The sequence below is a fragment of the uncultured Schumannella sp. genome, from assembly GCF_905479755.1.
GTDB lineage: Bacteria > Actinomycetota > Actinomycetes > Actinomycetales > Microbacteriaceae > DCRR01.
The window spans coordinates 1-19,178 of the sequence record NZ_CAJQNT010000050.1 but is presented as its reverse complement, the minus strand read 5'-3'; the positions used below and the strand labels follow the sequence as shown (position 1 = coordinate 19,178).

14 protein-coding genes and 1 tRNA gene are annotated in these 19,178 nt (G+C 65.3%); 7 read left to right on the top strand and 8 right to left on the bottom strand.

What is annotated here, in order from left to right:
- Positions 1 to 20: 20 nt before the first annotated feature.
- The 3 genes from QZ258_RS12055 (at position 21) to QZ258_RS12045 (ending at position 7,133) form a co-directional block, all read left to right on the top strand.
- Positions 21 to 3,239 carry a glycosyl hydrolase gene (locus QZ258_RS12055; protein WP_294181873.1) on the top strand — a complete coding sequence of 1,073 codons (3,219 nt, stop codon included), beginning with the start codon at positions 21 to 23 and terminating at the stop codon, positions 3,237 to 3,239.
- 292 nt (positions 3,240 to 3,531) lie between these two features.
- Entirely contained in the window at positions 3,532 to 4,335 is an 804-nt protein-coding gene (locus QZ258_RS12050) for a LacI family DNA-binding transcriptional regulator (protein WP_294181870.1), read from the top strand.
- Positions 4,336 to 4,349: 14 nt separating this feature from the next.
- Positions 4,350 to 7,133, top strand: coding sequence for an FAD-binding and (Fe-S)-binding domain-containing protein (locus QZ258_RS12045; RefSeq protein WP_294181907.1), 2,784 nt, complete (start codon positions 4,350 to 4,352; stop codon positions 7,131 to 7,133).
- A gap of 2 nt (positions 7,134 to 7,135) precedes the next feature.
- Here the strand turns inward: QZ258_RS12045 and QZ258_RS12040 are convergent, their stop codons facing one another.
- The 3 genes from QZ258_RS12040 to QZ258_RS12030 form a co-directional block, all read right to left on the bottom strand.
- Positions 7,136 to 8,740 (bottom strand): AMP-binding protein, encoded by a 1,605-nt coding sequence (locus QZ258_RS12040; RefSeq protein ID WP_294181868.1) that lies wholly within the window; start codon positions 8,738 to 8,740, stop codon positions 7,136 to 7,138.
- Positions 8,741 to 9,660: 920 nt separating this feature from the next.
- Positions 9,661 to 9,939, bottom strand: coding sequence for a hypothetical protein (locus tag QZ258_RS12035; protein ID WP_294181866.1), 279 nt, complete (start codon positions 9,937 to 9,939; stop codon positions 9,661 to 9,663).
- A gap of 61 nt (positions 9,940 to 10,000) precedes the next feature.
- Entirely contained in the window at positions 10,001 to 10,729 is a 729-nt protein-coding gene (locus tag QZ258_RS12030; RefSeq protein WP_294181864.1) for a hypothetical protein, read from the bottom strand.
- A 388-nt stretch (positions 10,730 to 11,117) separates the two neighbouring features.
- On the opposite strand from QZ258_RS12030, the gene QZ258_RS12025 reads away from it, so the two are divergent.
- Positions 11,118 to 11,345: a helix-turn-helix transcriptional regulator gene (locus tag QZ258_RS12025; RefSeq protein WP_294181862.1), complete on the top strand. Its 228-nt coding sequence runs from the start codon at positions 11,118 to 11,120 to the stop codon at positions 11,343 to 11,345.
- Positions 11,342 to 12,622 carry a HipA domain-containing protein gene (locus tag QZ258_RS12020; RefSeq protein ID WP_294181861.1) on the top strand — a complete coding sequence of 427 codons (1,281 nt, stop codon included), beginning with the start codon at positions 11,342 to 11,344 and terminating at the stop codon, positions 12,620 to 12,622. Before QZ258_RS12025 ends, QZ258_RS12020 begins: the two co-directional genes overlap by 4 nt.
- A gap of 399 nt (positions 12,623 to 13,021) precedes the next feature.
- Here QZ258_RS12020 and QZ258_RS12015 read toward each other — a convergent pair whose 3' ends face one another.
- Positions 13,022 to 13,642, bottom strand: a complete 621-nt coding sequence (locus QZ258_RS12015) for a hypothetical protein (protein ID WP_294181860.1) — start codon at positions 13,640 to 13,642, stop codon at positions 13,022 to 13,024.
- A 77-nt stretch (positions 13,643 to 13,719) separates the two neighbouring features.
- On the opposite strand from QZ258_RS12015, the gene QZ258_RS12010 reads away from it, so the two are divergent.
- Both QZ258_RS12010 and QZ258_RS12005 read left to right on the top strand, forming a co-directional pair.
- Positions 13,720 to 14,769, top strand: a complete 1,050-nt coding sequence (locus QZ258_RS12010; protein ID WP_294181858.1) for a helix-turn-helix transcriptional regulator — start codon at positions 13,720 to 13,722, stop codon at positions 14,767 to 14,769.
- A gap of 144 nt (positions 14,770 to 14,913) precedes the next feature.
- Positions 14,914 to 15,909: a DNA cytosine methyltransferase gene (locus tag QZ258_RS12005; protein WP_294181856.1), complete on the top strand. Its 996-nt coding sequence runs from the start codon at positions 14,914 to 14,916 to the stop codon at positions 15,907 to 15,909.
- A 32-nt stretch (positions 15,910 to 15,941) separates the two neighbouring features.
- Here the strand turns inward: QZ258_RS12005 and QZ258_RS12000 are convergent, their stop codons facing one another.
- The 4 genes from QZ258_RS12000 to QZ258_RS11985 form a co-directional block, all read right to left on the bottom strand.
- Entirely contained in the window at positions 15,942 to 16,859 is a 918-nt protein-coding gene (locus QZ258_RS12000; protein WP_294181854.1) for a NaeI family type II restriction endonuclease, read from the bottom strand.
- 127 nt (positions 16,860 to 16,986) lie between these two features.
- On the bottom strand, positions 16,987 to 17,694 hold the full coding sequence (locus tag QZ258_RS11995; protein WP_294181852.1) for a M50 family metallopeptidase: 708 nt from the start codon (positions 17,692 to 17,694) through the stop codon (positions 16,987 to 16,989).
- Between the two features lie 84 nt (positions 17,695 to 17,778).
- The gene (locus QZ258_RS11990; protein ID WP_294181851.1) at positions 17,779 to 18,576 is read right to left on the bottom strand and encodes a DedA family protein; all 798 of its coding nucleotides are present in this window, start codon (positions 18,574 to 18,576) and stop codon (positions 17,779 to 17,781) included.
- 233 nt (positions 18,577 to 18,809) lie between these two features.
- Positions 18,810 to 18,894 (bottom strand) — tRNA-Leu (locus QZ258_RS11985).
- Positions 18,895 to 19,178: the final 284 nt, after the last annotated feature.

Sequence of the window (19,178 nt, the reverse complement as noted above, 5' to 3'; positions counted from 1 at the left end):
CTCATTTTGGGAGATTCGCTATGAATCGTGCTCGCCTCGCCATCCGTTCTGCTGTTGCCATCCTCGCGACACTCGTCATCGTCGCCGCAGGAGCGACGGGCGCGGCGAGCGCCGCGGTCGTTCAGACGAGCACGATCCCCTCGTGGAACTCGTACTCCAACGGCGGCGCCCAGCTCACGGTCGGCGTCGACACGGTGAACAAGCACGGCGGTAGTGCAGCACTCAAGATCGAGCACACCAGCGCCCGCGCGGGCAACTCCTATGGCGGTGTTGCTCAGCCCCTGACGATCGCCCCGTCCACCACCTACACGATCTCCGGATGGGTCAAGGCGCAGAGCGTTCAGGGCAACGATGCCAACCTCATCATCCTCAACCAGTCGTGGACCGAGGCCCGCTACTTCACGGGCGGTACCTACGGGTGGACCGCGTTCACCTGGACCTTCACGTCGGCCGCCGATCAAACGGTCATGCCCTTCATGCTCGTTGGACAGGACACCGGCACTCTCTGGCTCGACGATCTTTCGATGACGGCTGCCGGCAGCACGACCAACTTGCTGGCGAACTCGGCCTTCGAGACGTACTCCGACCGTGTCACGGTCACGAATACCAAGCTTGTCTTCGCGCCGGGTGCGGCCACCGTCAACCTTGTAGCCTCGAGCTCGACCGTGGGCTGGAACGTCGCCGACCAGAACGGTGCGATCGCTCTCCAGGGCATAGCGACGGTCTCCAGCTCCGGCACGGCCAGCATCAATCTGAACGCGCTGCCCGCCGGCTACTACGCACTCCGGATGCAGGGCGGAACCTTCTACACCGAGACTTCCCTCGCGGTCGTGACAGGGCTCGCCACCGCGCCCACTGCCTCCACGAATCCGTTCGGGACGACCAGCCACCCGGACTACGAGCCAGGGCTCGACACCGTCACCCCGCTGAAAGATGCTGGTCTCGCCAGCGTCCGCTTCGACCTTCGGTGGGAGAGCATCGAGCCGACAGCGGGGAACTACGTGTTTACCAATCCCGTCAACTATCCTGCTCTCGTCGCGTCGCTCAACGCGCAGGGCATCCGGCCGCTCGTCGTTCTCGGCTTCGCCAACCCGCTCTACGACGGAGGCGTGCGGCCGTATACCGCGGCGGGGCGTACGGCCTATGCGAACTATGCAGCCGCCGTCGCGCAACAGTTCGGCACGACCGTCGATTATGAGATCTACAACGAGTACAACCACCCCGGCGGCTACTACCTCGGCACCTGCGGCGCGTCTGTCACCTGCTATCGACAAATGCTCGCGGTCGCAGCACCGGCGATCAAGGCTGTCGCGCCGTCCGCACAAATCGTGCTCACCGGCATGGCGGGAATCACATCATGGTGGGCGGGCGGTGACACGACCGGACACCCGGAGGTCAACTTCATCGCGCGCGATTGGCTCGACGCGTTCCTGTCCAGCCCTGAGGGGTCCCTCGTCGATGTGATCAACATGCACAACTACTCGTTCCCGGCGGCGCCCGAGGGGCAGAACGAGACGGCGGTCGCGGCGGTCAAAGCTGTCATGGCCGCGCACACGTCATCAGCGAGCAAGCCCTTGTGGTTGACCGAAACGGGCTGGCCCACCATGAACGGAACCACGGGCACGAACACCGAGGCGGAGCAAGCGCGCTATCTGGTCCGTGATGCGGCGCTCAGCCTGAAAGCCGGTGTCAACCGCTACATGCTGTACGACCTTTTCAACGACTACGAAGAGGAGACGCCCGAGGGGCGGTTCGGCATATACCGCAATCCCGACAGTAACCCGGCGGTCGCCCCGAAGCCGGCGATGGTCACGCAGGCCGTCATGGCCAGGCAACTGAGCGGCTACACCGTCGTATCGGCTGACAGTCTCGGGACGGGGGTGTACTCGATCGTGTTCCAGAACTCCGCGGGAGCCAAGAAGCGAATCATGTGGGCGACGTCACCTGCGACTGTCGCGCTGTCGACGACGGGCGCGGTGACCCAGACCAGCCTCTACGGCTCCACGTCCACGCTCACACCGGAGAGCGGAACGGCCACCGTCCAGCTCGGCGCTGATCCCATCTATGTCAATGCCTCGAACATCACGGCTGTCGCCGTGCGGTCGAGTGCGCTCTATAGTGCGACAGCCCCCGCCCAGTCTCTGCAATCGCAGAACGTACCAATCACGGTGTCGGTCGACCTGCGTGGTGGCGGGTCGGCGACGGGTGCGGTGACCTTTACCGGCCCGGGCAGCAGCACTGTGACCGTCACTCCCGTCGCGGGCCAGCTAGTGCAAGGAACCCTGTCCGCGCCGGCGTACCCAGAAGCTGGCGCAAAGTCGATCCCCGTCACCGTGACCAGATCCTCGGCTACGCGTGCTTCGCTGAGCGCGATGACTACTGTCGTAGAGAATCCGCGCCTCAGCGCGCGGCCGGCGACGAGCGCCACGGGAGCTGGGCCGCTTCAGCTGCTCATCGACTACCCCGGAACCTCAGGTGTGACGGTGAGTCAGATCGAATATTCGGTTGGTGCGTACTCTGCAACGATCACACCCGGCTCGGCGGTGAGCGCGACCGCCACTACCGTTGTTGATCTGCCGATCGCCGGGGTCGGAGTGTGGGGCCCGTTGTACTACAACGCCAAAGTGACTTTCTCGAACGGAGTGGTCAAGACCACCACCGGCACCACGAGTTTCTCACCGGTGCGTCCTGACGGCACAACCAATCCGCCGCACGCAACTCTCGGTTCGAGCGCGCGCTGGGTATCGGTCGGCGGAGCGGACGGCGGAGCAACGGATCACTCGGGTGCCATGTGGTTGAGCTACGGCACGTCGACGATTACCGTGCATGCGGAGATCACGGATGACGCGCACCAGGTCGGCCCCGCGGCCGACACCCTCTGGCAAGGCGACTCGATCCAATTCGCGTTCTCGGAGGACGGACCGACGGCCGCATCGCCGGTCGCGAGCTTCGGGGCAGCACTCCTGGCATCCGGACCCGTTGTCTACCGCTTCTCCGGGACTGCCGGCGTGGTCAGCAGCGCGACCGCCACCATCACCCGTACCGGAACGACCACGAGTTACACGATTGTTCTGCCACGCACCGAGACAGGGGTGGCCGCTGCCGCGAACCGGTTCACATACTCGTTCCTCCTCAACGACGCCGATGGCTCCGGTCGCGACGGCTACCTCGAATGGGGATCTGGTATCGGCAACGTTGCCGGCCCGACGCAATACGTGCCGATGTACACAGCGCCGTAGGGGGTAGTCGATTCGGCTGTGTGACACCTGACGGGGGCAGGGGCGACCCGCGCCACTGCACATGATCTGTCAAGTCCCGCCGCTATCGCAAGCATGCCCAGCTGTGCCACACTGTCGGAATAAGACAACGTTGTCTGGACATGCCGGGCAGTCGAAAGAGAGTGTAGTGAACGTGCAGCCGATAGCACTCGAAGTCAACCAACAACGGGACAGGCGCTACCGAGGGGGCGCTCTCATCGCCCGCTCCCGGGGATGCGTCACCGATGGCGACTACGTCCCCGAGGACTGGAGGGTGTCCACGACGACGCTCGCGGCCGATGACCGGATCGGGCTCAACGCGCTCGCCTGTCATGCCGTTGCTGAACTCTCGCCGTCCGTTTGGGAAGAGGCGCAGATGGCACAGCCGGGTGGTCGCCCCACCATGATGGATGTGGCGGCCGATGCGGGCGTAAGCCTTCAGACGGTCTCGCGTGTGGTGAATCAGGTCGCCACCGTTGACCCCGCCCTGACGAAAAAGGTTTTCGAGTCGATCCGCAAGCTCGGCTTCCGTCGCAACGATGTCGCCGCGAGCCTTCGGTCGGGCACCGAGACGAAGACCATCGGGCTGATCACCGCCGATCTCGCGAACGCGTTCTACTCGACGTTGTCGAGCGCGATCGCCGCGGTGTTGCGAGAGCGCGAGGTCCACGTGATCATTCCGAGTTCGGAGCAAGACGTCGAGGTCGAGCGCAGCACCGCCCTCGACCTCTGCCAACGCCGCGTGAGCGGCCTGATCAAGGCAGAAGTCGACCTCGGGATCCCGGTCGACTTCGTCGACCGCCCCGGCATTGGGCTCTCGTCCGATGCGATCCTCGTCGACAATAGAGGAGGCGCTGTCGCCGCCGCCGAGCAGCTTGTCAGCGCGGGCCACCGCCGAATCGGCGTGCTCCTCGACTCGCTCGACATCTTCACCATGCGCGAGCGACTCGCGGGGCTGACGGCCGCAGTATCTTGGCTGTTCGAACGCATCGACGGTGACAACTCCGAACCGCGACGCGAGTTGCTCCCCACCTGGCTCGTCATCCGCGGTGGAAGCTGGCCGGCGGCCTCGAGGTGACCGCTTCCCAGCGGCTGCTGGCGGAGCTCGATGAGGGTGGGATCCGTGGCTCCGAACGCTCGATCGATCTGCTCGCACGTGCGCACGACGCTTCCCACTACCTCCTTGTGCCTTCCGGGGTGGCGAGTCCTTCCTCTGCCGCCGATGTGGCGGCGGTGTTCGCCGCGAGTGCGCGGGCGGGTGTCCCGATCACGTTCCGTTCGGGCGGTACCAGCCTCAGCGGCCAGGGCGTGACAGGAGGGATCCTCGTCGACACCCGGTCGTCGTTCCGCGAGATGACGGTGCTCGACGCCGGCGCGCGACTGCGAGTCCAACCCGGCGTCACCGTGCGCCGAGCTAACGTCGGACTCGCTCGGCATGGACGCAAGCTCGGTCCCGATCCGGCGAGCGAGGTAGCCTGCACGATCGGCGGCGTGGTCGCCAACAACTCGAGCGGGATGGCGTGCGGAACGGAGCAGAACACCTACCGCACGCTCGAGTCCCTCGTCGCAGTGCTACCGAGCGGCACGATCATTGACACGGCGTCGCCGGACGCGGATAAGCTCCTCCACGCGCAGGAGCCAGCCCTGTACAACGGTCTGCTTGCGCTTCGCGATCGGGTGCGATCGAACCCGCACTCGGTCGATACGCTGCGACGTCAGTTCTCGATGAAGAACACCATGGGGTACGGCGTCAACGCGTTTCTCGACCACGACAGCCCATCCCAGCTGCTTGCCCGGCTCATGATCGGCAGCGAGGGAACTCTCGGCTTCGTTGCCGAAGCGACGTTCCGCACTGTCGAGCTGCCGTCCCTTGCGCTCACCGGACTCGCGATATTCTCATCGCTGAGCGCAGCGACCGCAGCGCTTCCCGCTCTCGTCGCGTCGGGTCTGGCGACGATCGAGCTCATGGACGCCGCCTCCCTCCGCGTCGCTCAGCAGCTGGAGGGTGCGATGGACGCACTGCGCACGCTACGCGTCGACGGCCACGCAGCGCTCCTGCTCGAGTATCAGTCGAGCGACGCGGACGAACTCGCAGCTCAGCACGAGGCGGCGTCGAGTGTGCTCGGTGCCCTCGAGGTCGTCTCCCCGTTGGTGTTCACCTCTGATCCCAATGAGCGTGGCGCACTCTGGCATATCCGAAAAGGGCTCTTCACCTCCGTGGCGGGTGCGCGACCATCAGGCACGACCGCCCTCCTCGAAGACATCGTCGTACCAGTCGCGGCGCTGCTGGCCACGTGTGAGCGACTCGTCGAGCTTTTCGAACTCCACGGCTACGAGGACAGCGTGATCTTCGGCCACGCCAAGGACGGCAACATCCACTTCATGCTCAATGAGCGGTTCGACGAGGCGTCCAGCCTCGAGCGCTACCAGCGTTTCACCGAGGACATGGTCGACCTCGTGCTGTCCCAGGGCGGGTCTCTCAAGGCCGAGCACGGAACGGGACGCATCATGGCGCCATTCGTACGCAGGCAGTACGGTGACGAACTCTACGAGGTGATGCTCGAGGTCAAGAGGCTCTTCGACCCGCAGGGGCTCCTCAACCCTGGAGTCGTGCTGTCCGACAGTGCTGCGTCCTACCTTGACAACCTCAAACTGGTCCCAACGGTGGAGTCCGAGGTCGACCGCTGCGTCGAGTGCGGCTATTGCGAGCCGGCATGCCCCAGCAAGGACATCACGCTCACCCCGCGCCAGCGGATCGTCGTGCGTCGCGAGATGCGGAACGCGGAGCTGAGCGGCGACACTGCGCTGCTCGACGAGCTCAGTCGCGACTACGACTACGAGGGGATCGACACATGCGCCGTCGACGGCATGTGCCAGGTCGCGTGTCCCGTGAGTATCAACACCGGCGACCTCGTCCGGCGGCTGCGAGCGGAGAACCAGGGTCGGCTCGCGAAAGCTGGATGGAAGGCCGCAGCCGTGGGATGGGGCGCAGGTACTTCTGTGGCGTCTGTTGCCTTGAGCGTTGCGGATCGGATGCCCGGCGCTCTCGTCTCACTCGCGACCTCCCTCGGGCGCCGCATGCTGGGGGCTGACACGGTCCCGCAGTACAGCGACGACCTGCCCGCCGGCGGTGTTCGTCGCGTCGCCCGTGAGGAGGCGGCTGCCGAAGCCGTCTACTTCCCGTCGTGCACCGGAACGATGTTCTCTGGCGGGAGTTCGAAGGGCGGCGTCGGTGAGGCTTTCCTCGCGCTGTGTGAGAGAGCTGGTGTGGCAGTCTCGATTCCCACGGGCATCGCGGCCGCGTGCTGCGGCACCCCATGGAAGTCGAAGGGTTTCGCGGACGGCCATCACATCATGGCTGCTCGGACCCTGAAGATGCTGTGGGAGGCGAGTCGGAACGGAGAGCTCCCTATCGTGTGTGACGCCTCATCCTGCACGGAGGGGCTCGAGAGGATGGCGGCGAATGCCCAGACTGGCCCGTACTCTACGCTGCGGTTCGTGGACTCGGTGCAGTTCGTCCATGACCGCGTGATGAGTGCACTCACGGTGACGGAGCCCATGGCGTCGATAGCGATTCATCCGACGTGCTCGTCGACCCAGCTGGGGATCAACGATGCACTCATCGGGATCGCGCGAGCGATCTCCGACGATGCGATAGTGCCTGAAGAGTGGGGATGCTGCGGCTTTGCCGGTGACAGGGGGATGCTGCATCCGGAACTCACCGCGTCGGCGACGGAGCGGGAGGCGTCCGAGGTCGGTGCGCGCCCGTACGCAGCCTATGCCTCCACCAATCGGACGTGTGAACTCGGGATGTCTCGTGCCACGGGATCGACGTACCTACACATCCTCGAGCTCGCGGAGTCTGCCACACGCTGAGCTCAACCGACGGTGGCCTCTGCGAGTGCGCTGGCACGCAGTTCGTTCTTGCGCACCTTACCCGTCGATGTCTTTGGGATGCTCTCGACGAACGCGACTTCCCGCGGGGCCTTGAACCGCGCGAGCTTGCCACGCACATGCTCGATGAGCGCGTCGGCATCCGGATCCGCTCCTGCCGCGAGTACGACGTAAGCTCGCGGACGCTCGCCCCAGTGTTCGTCGGGGACCGCGATCACCGCGACTTCGAAGACTGCCGGGTGGCTAGCGAGTGCCTGCTCGACTTCGATCGTCGAGACGTTTTCGCCTCCCGAGATGATGATGTCCTTCGATCGGTCGAGCAGCTGGACCGTGCCGTCGGGGTTCATAACTCCGAGGTCCCCGGAATGGAACCAGCCACCCAGGAACGCCTTCGCTGTTGCCTCGGGATCATCGTGATAACCGAGCATCACCGAGTTGCCCCGCATGACTATTTCGCCCATCTCGACTCCGTCGGGAGTGACATCATCCAGTCCGCCCGTAGCGCTGAGTCCCGATCGCACGACGCGGATGCGCTCGGCGGTGAGCATGCCCACCCCTTGGCGAGCGATGCGAATGCACAGCTCGTCGTCATCGAACTCGGCCCACTCGTCGGTGCGTTCGCTCACTGTGCACGGACCGTACGTCTCGGTGAGACCGTAGAGGTGAATCACCTCGGCGCCGAGGGCGCGCACCCGGCCGATAAGCGCCGGGGTGGGCGGCGCCCCGGCTGTCGAGAGAGTGACGGCGTGATCGAGTGGATGCGCCTGCGGAGCCGCGGCGATGACGGACAGCACGGTCGGTGCCCCGCACAGATGGTCGACCCGATGCTCGTCGATCAGCCGCCAGATCTCCGGACCCCGCACCTCAGGAAGGCACACCGAGAGCCCGGCGACCGCGACAATGCCCCAGGTGGTGCACCAGCCGTTGCAGTGGAACATCGGCAGCGTCCAGAGGTATCGAGTTCCGTCACCGAATCCCTGGTGGTAGACCTCCGCGAGTGCGTTCAGGTAAGCGCCGCGATGCGTGAACGTTACACCCTTCGGGCGTCCCGTGGTGCCGGAGGTGTAGTTGATCGAGATGGGGCTGTTCTCATCGTCTGTGGTCCACGGCAACTGTCGGTCGTCGCCGCGTGCCAGCAGCTCGTCAAAGGACGTCGATTCCGGGTCAACTCCTATGTGCGCATTGCGCTTGATGATCTCGCGGACGCTTCGCAGTTGTGGTGCGAGTGTCGCGAGTGGTGCCAGCAGATCTGAATCTCCGATCAGGATGCTCGCGCCCGAGTGGTCGCAGATGTAGGCCACTTCTTCCGCTGAGAGTCGGGTATTGATGGCCACGAGGACGCCCCCGGCGAGTGGAACCGCGAAGTGTGCGGCAAGCAGCTCCGCCGTGTTGAGACCGATGAACGCGACGCGGTCGTTGCGCCGGATACCGGACGCCTGCAGAGCGCGGGCGAAGCGGGTGACCAGGGTCGAGAGCTCGCTGTAGTCGAAGCGACGATCACCGTCAACGACGGCGAGGCGCCGTGGGTGCACCTCGGTTGCGCGCTCGAGAAAACGAAGCGGGGTGAGGGGTGTATTCAGTCCGTGCATGTGGAGCCTTTCACGAGACAACGTTGTCTAAAATCCGTTGCAACGGTAGTCGCTCAGAACAGACAGATCAAGGGGAACCCTGGGCCGCTGCTTCGTCGTCGTGCACCCGAATTCCGTGCGAGGCGTCGCGGCAGCGGGCCGAGAGCGCACCCACGATCAGCTGGTGGTCCGCGCTAGGGGGCTTGATATCTTGTGTCTCTCGCTCTCCGACGTCGATTCCGACGATCTCGCTGTCGTCCCGTCCATGGGCGAAGTCCTCGAGCTGGGCGAGTGTCATCCTCGCAACTGATCGCCTTTGATGGGCCTCCGTAAGATCCCGACGAGGGGGACCAAAAGGGGACCAGAATCATGCAAACCATGCATCGCATGACCTGCTCTGCATGATCTGAGCCCCCGAATTACGCGGTTCGCAGCTCGAATCGCGCCGTTTGGGCACCTGGGGGTCAAGGGGTCGCAGGTTCAAATCCTGTCAGCCCGACCAAATGAGAAGAGCCGTCCTTCGGGGCGGCTCTTCTCATTTGCTCTGGCGTGGTGGTTCGCACCTGCGAGCAGGTGGGCCCCCGCTGGCGAGGGGCCCCGGGCGCGGGGAGCGCGTTCGGGGAGCCAGTAGGGGACAGATTCTGTCGGCCCCTCCAAAGGGTCGTCCAGATTGGTGTCCAGAGAACAGGGTCTGGGCGGCCCACTTTTGGTTCCGGGGTCCGGATTATTCGCGTGGATGCGCGCTAACCGGGCGGGTGCGGGCTCCGCAGTCGCCCGGCCGGCCCGTTTCGGCGGTCCGTGGGCCGAACGGGTGAAACGCGAGTAGCCCCACTGTCGTTCTCGGCGGGGGCGGATCAAAGAGTTAGCCGCTGACCTGGTCAAGAGTACATAGGACGATCTTGGTCGCCACCTTGCATGTCGTGGTCGTTGCCTGTTCGTCGTCAAATCAGTCGATGAGTAACCAGAGTCCCGTCCTGGAGGCGCTCAACCGTCTCGCGCGCTAGGCCGACTCGGAAGGCGACGTCATCGACACTGAGGCCAGAAGCCTGAAGAGCGGCTACCGTGCTCGCCAGCGCCTGCTCGGATTGAATTGCAAAGTGCATTGCGCCTTGGAACGCACTGGCTGAAGCTCGCGCGAACTTCACCAGGGCTTCGACGCGCGACTTTTCAGCTTCATCGAGCTGCTCGTCCGCGGGTAGTTGGCTTTCAGATTCAGTCATGTTGGCTTTCGCGATTGTGGGTGGGAGCGTGACGTGCTCCCACCCACACTATGGAGCTTTCTCAGACACCACCCGCGGCAGGGTGAACGTGACAGCCGCTGATGGCCGTGCTGCCGCTGACGAACGGGCCGTACTTCGTGCCCTTCACCGTGGGCCACGCCACGATCGAGTACCGACGATCGTCGCTGGCCGCGCAGTAGCGAGAGTCAGCCACCGTAGCAACGGTTCCGTACCAGTTGTTGTTCGAGCGAACGATCCAAAGGTTATCCACAATCCAGCAGAGGTTCCCCTGGCACGTATCCCGGAGCATCGTGTCTAGGTAGTGCGGGTAAACACCATTCGGCGATGAGCTCCCGCAGGAATTTTGCCCACCCCACTCCAAGTAAGAACCCACCTTCTGCGGGCCGAAGAAGCTTCCGGTGCAGAACGTCGCCGACCACATGGGGCTGATCTCTCCTTCGCCCGCCTCGCTCGGCGTTGTGAAGTACCAGTCCCCGTCGCCGTCGAGGCAAAAATGCGCGCCTTGCTCGTCGGTCTGAACGGTGACAGCTCCCTCGAGGCCGTAGTCCGCAAGATGCGCGGCTTCGTCTGTTGACAGGTCAGCGGGCTCAGACGTGGGAAGAAACTGCTTCTCTTCGGGTGCGGGCGACGGTGCGTTGCCGGCCGAGGCCGCAGCAGCAGTGGGCGGGCCCAGTAGAACCGCGACGGCAACGACGGCAAACGCAGCGCTGGACAGCTTTCGACTCTTCATTCGATTCCCCAATCCGTGAGCAACGTTCGCTTTGCTCACGGCTCGAGGCTAAGTGCGCCTTTCGAGCGGTACAGTCGGCATTTCGGCCGACAGCGTCATCGGCCGAGTTTGTCGTCGGGTCCGAATCGTAGCCCGAACGACACCGGGACTACTGAAGGTCTTGGTGACTCCGGACCTGTGGTGATCGTGGTCACCGCTGGAAGGATGGCAGTCATGCCGAGGCCGTATCCGAAAGAGTTCCGGAGTGTGCGTTCGGAGATGTCGGCACGGTCCGCGAGCTTTTCGCGGTGCAGCGTCGCTCGCGCCGCCCGGCCGCGATCTGCGCGCGGCTGCGTCGCCGACTACCGTTCGGTAGTGCGTACCAAGTTGACTACTTGGCGGTAGTCCGATGTAGCATGAACACCGAACGGTAGTCACGGAGGGCGACATGCGCGCGATCATCGAAACTCCGGCCGACCTCGGCCGTCTTGTGCACCGCATCCGAGTCGCGAACTCGATGACGCAACGGCAGCTTGCCGACGCGCTCGGAACCAGCCAGCGGTACGTCCACGAGCTCGAAGCCGGCAAACCGAAACGAGCGGACGCCACGTACTTCGACATCCTGAGACGGCTCGGAATCGAGATCGTTGCCACAGCACCGGACCCACGGTCATGACCGGCCTGCCGGTCCAGCTGTACGGCACGCGCCTCGGCATCCTCGAACGGCACAACGGCCGTGCGCTGCTGCGCTGGACGGCAGACGCCGAACAGCGTTGGGCCTTGAACTCGCCAGTGCTCAGCCGCAGCCTGCGTGTCGGCACCGAAAGCGTCGATGCCACCGAGTCATTCTTCGGAGCGCTGCTGCCCGAAGGCGCGCATATCGGGAAGCTTGCACAGGCCGCACAGGTTGCACCGACCGACCTTGTCGGACTGCTGGAATACGTCGGTGCCGACCTTGCAGGTGCGCTCCGCATCGGCGACACCGTGCACGCAACCGCGCCCGAACCGTTGAACGAGCAACAGATCGTGGCGCTACTTGACGACGCCCGTGGCTTCCTTCTCGGCGGCGGCGGATCCGCCCTGCCGGGCTTCCAGCGGAAGCTGACGCTGACACGCGCCGCCGACGGCTCCTGGATCAAAGGCAACGGCGCCATCGCCTCGACACACATCCTGAAACCGATCGCGACCGCGGACCGCCGCGCCGTCGACGCCGAAGCGTACGTGCTCGCGCTCGGCCGCGCGCTCGGCCTTGTCAACTTCGACGTCGAGGTCGAACTGATCGGTGGCTACGCAGTCCTTGTCGTCGAACGGTACGACCGTGCGGTCGACGGGGCGGACGTGCAGCGCATCCACCAAGAAGACGCGGCGCAGGCGCTCGGGCTGCCGTGGGGAACGGACGCGAAGTTCGAACGAGCTGGCGCCGGAGCGTCGCTGGCCGCGATCGCCCGCGAACTCGATACACGCGCCACCGCGTTCGACACCGACCCGTACACGGACCGGCTGCGCCTCCTGGCGTACACCACCTTGTCGGTCGCGGCCGGCAACTCGGATGCGCACGCCAAGAACTTCTCGCTGCTGCACGACGACACCGGCCGCACAGCACTGGCTCCGATGTACGACGCTGCACCGCTCGCGCTGACGTACGACGGGTCGGAGGCGAATGCACTGTTTATCAACGGGCAACGATCGCTGCCCGATACCACGGCTGCTGACCTTGTTGCCGAAGCGTCGACCTGGGGCGTCCCGCCCGCGATCGCCGAACAGCGAGTCCGTAGCGTGCTCGAGCACATCATCGAAGCGACCCGCACGGTCGACGCGCCTGACAGCATCGCCGCGCACGTCCCAGGCTACGTGCGCGGCCAAGCACAGAACCTGCTCGACGGACGACCCGCGCGCCTGAACACGCCGATCCCACCGATTCTGATGCCCGGTCTGGGGACGCCACACGCTTGAGCGCTGCTGGTTTCCGCCGAGTCGTTGCCGTGCTCCGCGGGGCGGATGCGTCATCGAGGAATGGCGCAGAATCGCTTCCGTCGAATCGCTGCCGTCAGGGCATCGCCTACCGTCGAGCTGGTCATGCTCCGCTGGGTATCCCCGTCTTGCCCTCCCCACGACTTCGCCGCACCGCGGACATGGGGTCTGAGGAATCTTGAGAGCCGCGGTAGAAACGTATTCTTCCGAGGCGCCCAGCGGAGGAACCCCATCCGATGCGCATTCACGGCGGAGGGTAAAGAGCACCACCCTGCCCAGTTTGGGAAAAGTTGGCACCGGTCATGGGGAAAGTTCTCTCGATGCTCCATCCAGCGCCCAACGCTGAAGGGCTTCCTGGACGACCCCCGACGCGGGGTACGACTAGTACTTGTTCTGCAGCTCGCAGACGACGTCGGCATCCAATTCGGTGCCGTCCTCCAGGACTCCGGAGAAGCGCACCTCGACGATGTCGCGGCTGCCGTCGGGCGTGCGCGGGCCCAACTCCGTCATCAGCGTGATCTCGCCGGTCGCGGGCGAACCGTCGACGCCCGCGGCGCCCGTGAGGTCGCGAAACCTGAAGCGCTCTTCACTGATTGCCACGTAATTCATGGCGATGTCTTCGTGCGCCTTCACGTTGTCGATTCCGATGATCGCGGAGATGTCGCCCTCGTTCAGGTCACCGATGTCCTCGGTGCCGAACCCGCGGCTGATCTCGCAGTCGCCGGTGAAGTCCGGGAACTCGACCCCGTTGATGTGGAGGGTGGCATTTCCGACATCGTCGGGGGACAGGCCGCCGTCGGCGAGTGCCTCGTCGGTGCCCTCCTCGCTCGTGCTGTCTTCGGCGGTGTCGACGGGTGGCGCATCCGAGCCGGCGAGTTCATCGCCCGCGGCCGGCGCGCACGCCGCGAGCCCGGCGGTGAGGGCGAGTGCGAGGGCGGCGACCCCGGCAGTGCGCAGCCAAGGACGAGCGGTGGACGTGGAGGACGAGTGCGCAAAGGTCATGGAATCGAGCGTGCCGAGCGGCATTCGGGTTCCACAATGGGTCTTTCGGCGTACCCGCGCCGGTACTGTGACAGATCATGGGGCTGACCGATTCGGATGCGCAGGCCGTCTTGCGCGTCGCCGGGCAGCTCACCGCGCATCCGCCGCTCGAATTCGCCGAGGTGCTCGAACTCGTGCGCGAGGTGATCGAGTGCGACAGCGCGTCCTTCAACGACATGGTGCTGGCCTCCCGCGACTTCCGTTACGTGATGGCGCCGGCCGGTGAGATCGCCCGGGCGACCCGGCTCAAGCCGCAGTACGACAAGTACTTTCACCAGCATCCGCTGATCGCGGCGGCGCACACGACGCGCGCGCTCGGGGCGATCCGGTTCTCGGATGTGGCGGGTGGCGCCGAGTTCACCGACACCGAGCTGTACCGCCACTTTTACGCTCCCGTCAACGTGCGGTTTCAGCTGGTGCTGGAGCTTCCGTCGCCCCCGGATGTGGTCGTCGGCTACGCCCTCAACCGAAGCGAGGCGGCGGGCGAGTTCAGCGAACGGGATGTCGCCGTGCTCAACACCCTCAGCGGACACCTCGCCAGGCATCATCGGGCCGCGCTCGACGCCGACCGCGCGCGCCTCGTCGATGCGGAGATGGATCGCTCCGCCTGGGCCGTCGTTTCGGTGCGCTCCGACGGCCTGGTGGAGGCGTCAACGTCGACCGTGCTGAAGGCCGGAGTCCGCGTGCCCGACGGCCTCGCGGCGATCATCGCCGACACCGAGCAGAAGCCCGGCGACGACTCCCGACACGAGGTCACCATCGGTGCGCAGCGTTGGCACTGCATCGTGCACCCGGTGCGGCTCGGCCCCACGGTGCTGCTGCTGCGCCGGCACCACGACTCCGCCGCCGAAACGGATGCGCTGCTCGCCGCGGGCCTCACCCCTCGCCAAGCCGAGGTGCTGATCGCTCTTGCGCGGACGGGCGGCTCGAATAGCGATCTTGCGCAGGAGTTCGGGATGTCGGCGTCGACCGTGAAGAAACACCTCGAGGCGGTCTTTCGGGTGCTGGGGGTGACGAGTCGTGCGGCCGCGGTGTTGAAATTGGGGGAGTTAGTGGGGGTGGGGGACTCGCGCGGTGTGGGACGCTGACGCTGGATTGCCAATGCGGTTGGCGCACGATCCTGCCGCCCGCTTTGCCACTGCGCTAAGCCGGGCGAGCTGCGTTGTCTGCGGTTGTCGACATGCTGGTTCAATCGCCCGAAACTCGAGCGGGCGAGTGAGAGGATTGCAGGCGTGTCGATCGAGCCGGAACTTAGCGTTCTTGAAATCTGCGCGGGAGCTGGCGGTCAGTCATCGGGCCTCGAAGCTGCCGGTTTCGGTCATGCATTGGCGGTCGAGATTGACCGCGATGCGGCGGCGACGCTCCGCTTAAACCGACCGGCTTGGGACGTACGCGAGGGGGATGTCCGCGAGATCAACGGTCGTGCGTACAAGGGCATCGACCTGCTCGCTGGTGGTGTTCCCTGCCCGCCGTTCTCGATCGCGGGGAAACAGCTTGGGGCTGACGACGAGCGGGACCTTTTCCCCGAAGCGATTCGTCTTGTCCGCGAGGCGCGACCGACTGCGGTGATGCTTGAGAACGTGCGCGGACTGGCCTCCGCGCAGTTCGCACCGTATCGGCAGTCGATCTTGGACGCGTTGGACGAGATGGGCTATGACGCTGACTGGCAACTCTTCAACTCAAGCGAATTTGGCGTCCCGCAGTTGCGGCCGCGCTTCATTCTGGTCGCAATGAAGAGAAAGAACTTTCGCAAGTTCGAGTGGCCGCGAGCGATCGGGACGCCGCCGACGGTCGGGCGCGTACTTGGGCCTCTGATGGCCGCGCGCGGCTGGGCCGGGGCTGGCGCCTGGGCTGCGCGTGCCAACGGTATTGCGCCGACGATCGTGGGGGGGTCGCGCAAGCACGGCGGTGCTGACCTCGGGCCGACCCGCGCAAAGGCGGCTTGGTTGCGACTAGGTGTTGACGGCAAGGGCATCGCGGACGAAGCGCCTGGCGCGGATGCACCTGAGGATCTGACGCCTCGACTGACGAATCCGATGGCTGCCCGAATCCAGGGATTCTCTGCCGACTGGCAGTTTGCAGGACGCAAGACCTCGACCTATCGACAGATCGGCAACGCTTTTCCTCCGCCGGTCGCGGCCGCGATTGGAACGTCGATTGCGGAAGCGCTGGGCGTGATGGCGACTCGGAAGACCTCCACCGGAGTGACCATTCGCGCTGTCAGCTGAGACGTTCGCCGACAGTCGCGGCAGGTCCAGTTCTAGTGCGGCACGACTGGCGCCGGCACGCGAATGTCCTCTACCGGTTCGGCGAGCCGCCACCAGCCGTCGGCGATCCAGGCGCCGTGACCCGGTTCTGCTGGGCTGACTTTCACGCTCACGAACTCACCGGGCTCCGGAACGGTGGCACCGAGTTCTCTCGCTATGTTGCGCTGCGATGCGTAGTCGCCGCCGAGGATCACGAACCCCTCGGGTCGTAGCGCGCTTCGGGCGCCGCCGTTTTCGCGAACCCGTTTCATGAAATCGTCCTGCTGTGCGACCGTTGCGACAATGTTTCGCGACAGCCGACGGTTCGTAGCGCAGCGGAACAGTTCGTTGACCCGCGCTTGCCCGCTACGCCCGCGCATGATCGCGTCAACGACTGAAGTGTCGAGTTGCAGGAGCGCGTTCGGTTGCATCGGTGCGTCCTTGAACACCCAGACGATTCGGCTGCGGCCAAGAGAGTTGAGGCCGGTCTTCTTGTCGCGGTTCTCACTCGCGCGTCGGTTCTCCTGGATCACGCGGACCACGCCAAGGCTCCACACGGACGCGAGGTCGTCCGCCTGAGCTACCAAGACGACCTCGTCGAAGCTCTCGATCGGCAACATCCACGCGCCAGTGTGGGAGTACTTGCAGTCAACCTCGTGCCCAGCGATCTTGAAATCAAGCTTGTCGCCGTCCGCAAGCTGAAGTTCCCTTTGCAGGTTGATCTCAAAAAGAGTGCCGAAGTGGGTCTTCTCGGTCTTGAACAGCTGGCCGAGACGGTATCGGCCGGTGTGTTGGCCGTCGTATAGCTGGTCGAACGTTGCGCGGATTACTGACGCAATCCTCGTGCCGCCAGGATCGAGACTCCGCAACGCTTCCAGGACTTGTAGCAATGCTCGATCTGGAGTCGGCACCACTGAGGCGGCACTCACCATGACACCACATTAGCGATGACTGCTCAGTTTGCCTTGAGCTGCCCCAGTGCGCCGCGCTTCTGGCGTGGGCAAGATTGGCTGCTCACATGCGGCGCCAAACGATCAGCGAGCACGACGGGGCCGGGACCTAGTACCTCTCGAGCACGATCGTCACGGCCCACACGACGCACGCGCCGATGGTCGCGGCGAACAGCAGAAGCCAGAACGCTGACGGAATGCCGGTCCGCTTGAACAGCAGGTAGGCATCCGATGAGGTCAGCTGGGTGCGGCGGCGGGTGTGCACGGCGATGACGGCGGCGAGTCCGCGCACGCTGCCGACGAGGAGGGCGATCGCGAGCACCAGCAGCACGTAGCTCTGCTGGGTGGGCGTGGCCCACAGCCACAGCGCGACGCTGACGGCGGCCGAGATGGCGACCACGAGGAAGCCGAAGAAGTTGCGGATGACCAGCAGCGTCAGCACCAAGATGGCGCCGCCCACGAACAGGGCAAGCGCCGTGTCGCCCTGCGTGACGCACCACAGCTGCACCACGCCGACGATCGCGGGGGCCGGGTATCCGAGCGAACCGCTGATGACGGCGCCGAGCTTGCCGCGACCGCGGCTGATGGCCTCGCCCGAGTGGTTTCGGCGGATCTTGATGCCGTGCACGAAGCGTCCGGTGAGGATCGCGCCGATCGCGTGGCCGAGCTCGTGCACCAGGGTGGTGAAGAGTCCGAACCACTGCCAGATCGCCTGCGGGATGCTCAGCACCGCCGCCGCGGCGACCAGCACGATCAGCAGGGTGGGCGAGATCTCGACGGGCGCGGTGCGGGCCAGGGAGTCGAGGAAGTCATCCATGGTCGCAGTCTTCCACGGGGTGAATTGTGCGCCCAACCCGAGCAGGGCGGTGCCTGGCTTCCGGGTGAGGGCCGCGCGTCCCGACTAGCGGGGCTCGCCCTCGTCCCACGGGTCGTGCTCGAGCACCGACTCGGGAATGACGGCCTCCTCGTCGGTGAGTGGCGCGATTCCAAGCCTGCGCGCCTTGCGAGCCTTCAGCGCACCGCGGATGTAGTGATACACCGTCGGGATCACGGCGAGCGAGATCGCGCCGAGCAGGATCAGGTCGATGTAGTTGGTGACGAAGTCGGCGACCGGCGGAATGAATCCGAGCAGGAAGCCGGCGAACGTCAGCCCGGCACCCCAGATCAGGGCGCCGACGGCGTTGTACAGCGAATACTTGCGGTAGTTCATGTGGCCGACGCCCGCGGCAACCGGTGCGAAGGTGCGCACGATGGGCACGAACCGCGCGATCACGATCGCGAGCGCGCCGAAGCGTTCGAAGAAGTGGTTGGTGCGCACCACGTTCTCGCGGCTGAACAGACCCGACTCCTTGCGCTCGAACACGCGCGGACCCGCCTTGTGGCCGATCAGGTACCCCACTTCGCCGCCCAGGAACGCGGCGACCGCGATGCTGAGGCACACCAGCCAGATCGGGATGAGGATCCCCGCGCCCGACTCCGTCATCGTTCCGGTGAACGTCAACAGGCCGGTGATGATCAGCAGGGTGTCGCCCGGCAGAATGAAGCCGACCAGAAGGCCGGTCTCGCTGAACACGATCACACACACGACCAGCAACGCCCACGGCCCCGCCGTCTGGATGATCGCCACCGGGTCCAGCCACGGGAACAACGCAGTCGGGACCGCGACCGAGGCCGCGGCGGCAAGCGAACTGACCATCATGTCGGAGGGCTCCTGGTGTCGGCCGGTCGGGGGGACCGGTCGGCGAGTGTGTTGTAGGTAGCGTACTGGCCGCCGCCGAGTGCAACGTGAGTGATGCCCGACGGCGATGTCGGGGAACCGTTCGTGCTTCTCGGCCGGTGCGGGTTTCGGGGCTGCGGTGCGGTGCTGCTTGTGGTGCGCTGCTGCTTGTGCTGCTTGTGCTGCTTGTGCTGCTCGTCGTGCTCGTGCTGCTGTGGTGCGGAAGGTGGGACTTGAACCCACACGCCTTGCGGCACAGGAACCTAAATCCTGCGCGTCTGCCAATTTCGCCACTCCCGCGCTCCGCTCAGTCTAGTTCTGGGCCCGGCGACACCTGTCGCCCCCGGTCGCCGGGCGTGCGCCGGATCCGTCGCACCCGCCCGGCGGCCTGCCTGCTCGCCTGCCTGCCTGCCTGCTCGCCTGCCTGCCTGCCTGCTTGCTCGGGTGACGTCCCGCCAGGTGGTGGACTTTCCGGCAGGGGCGTCGGCGTCGTAGACGTTGGTGAGCCATCGTGCGATGGTCAGTGAGAACCGATCAAAGCTACTCACAGAAGGACACAACGCACGATGGCTCTAGACCAGTCT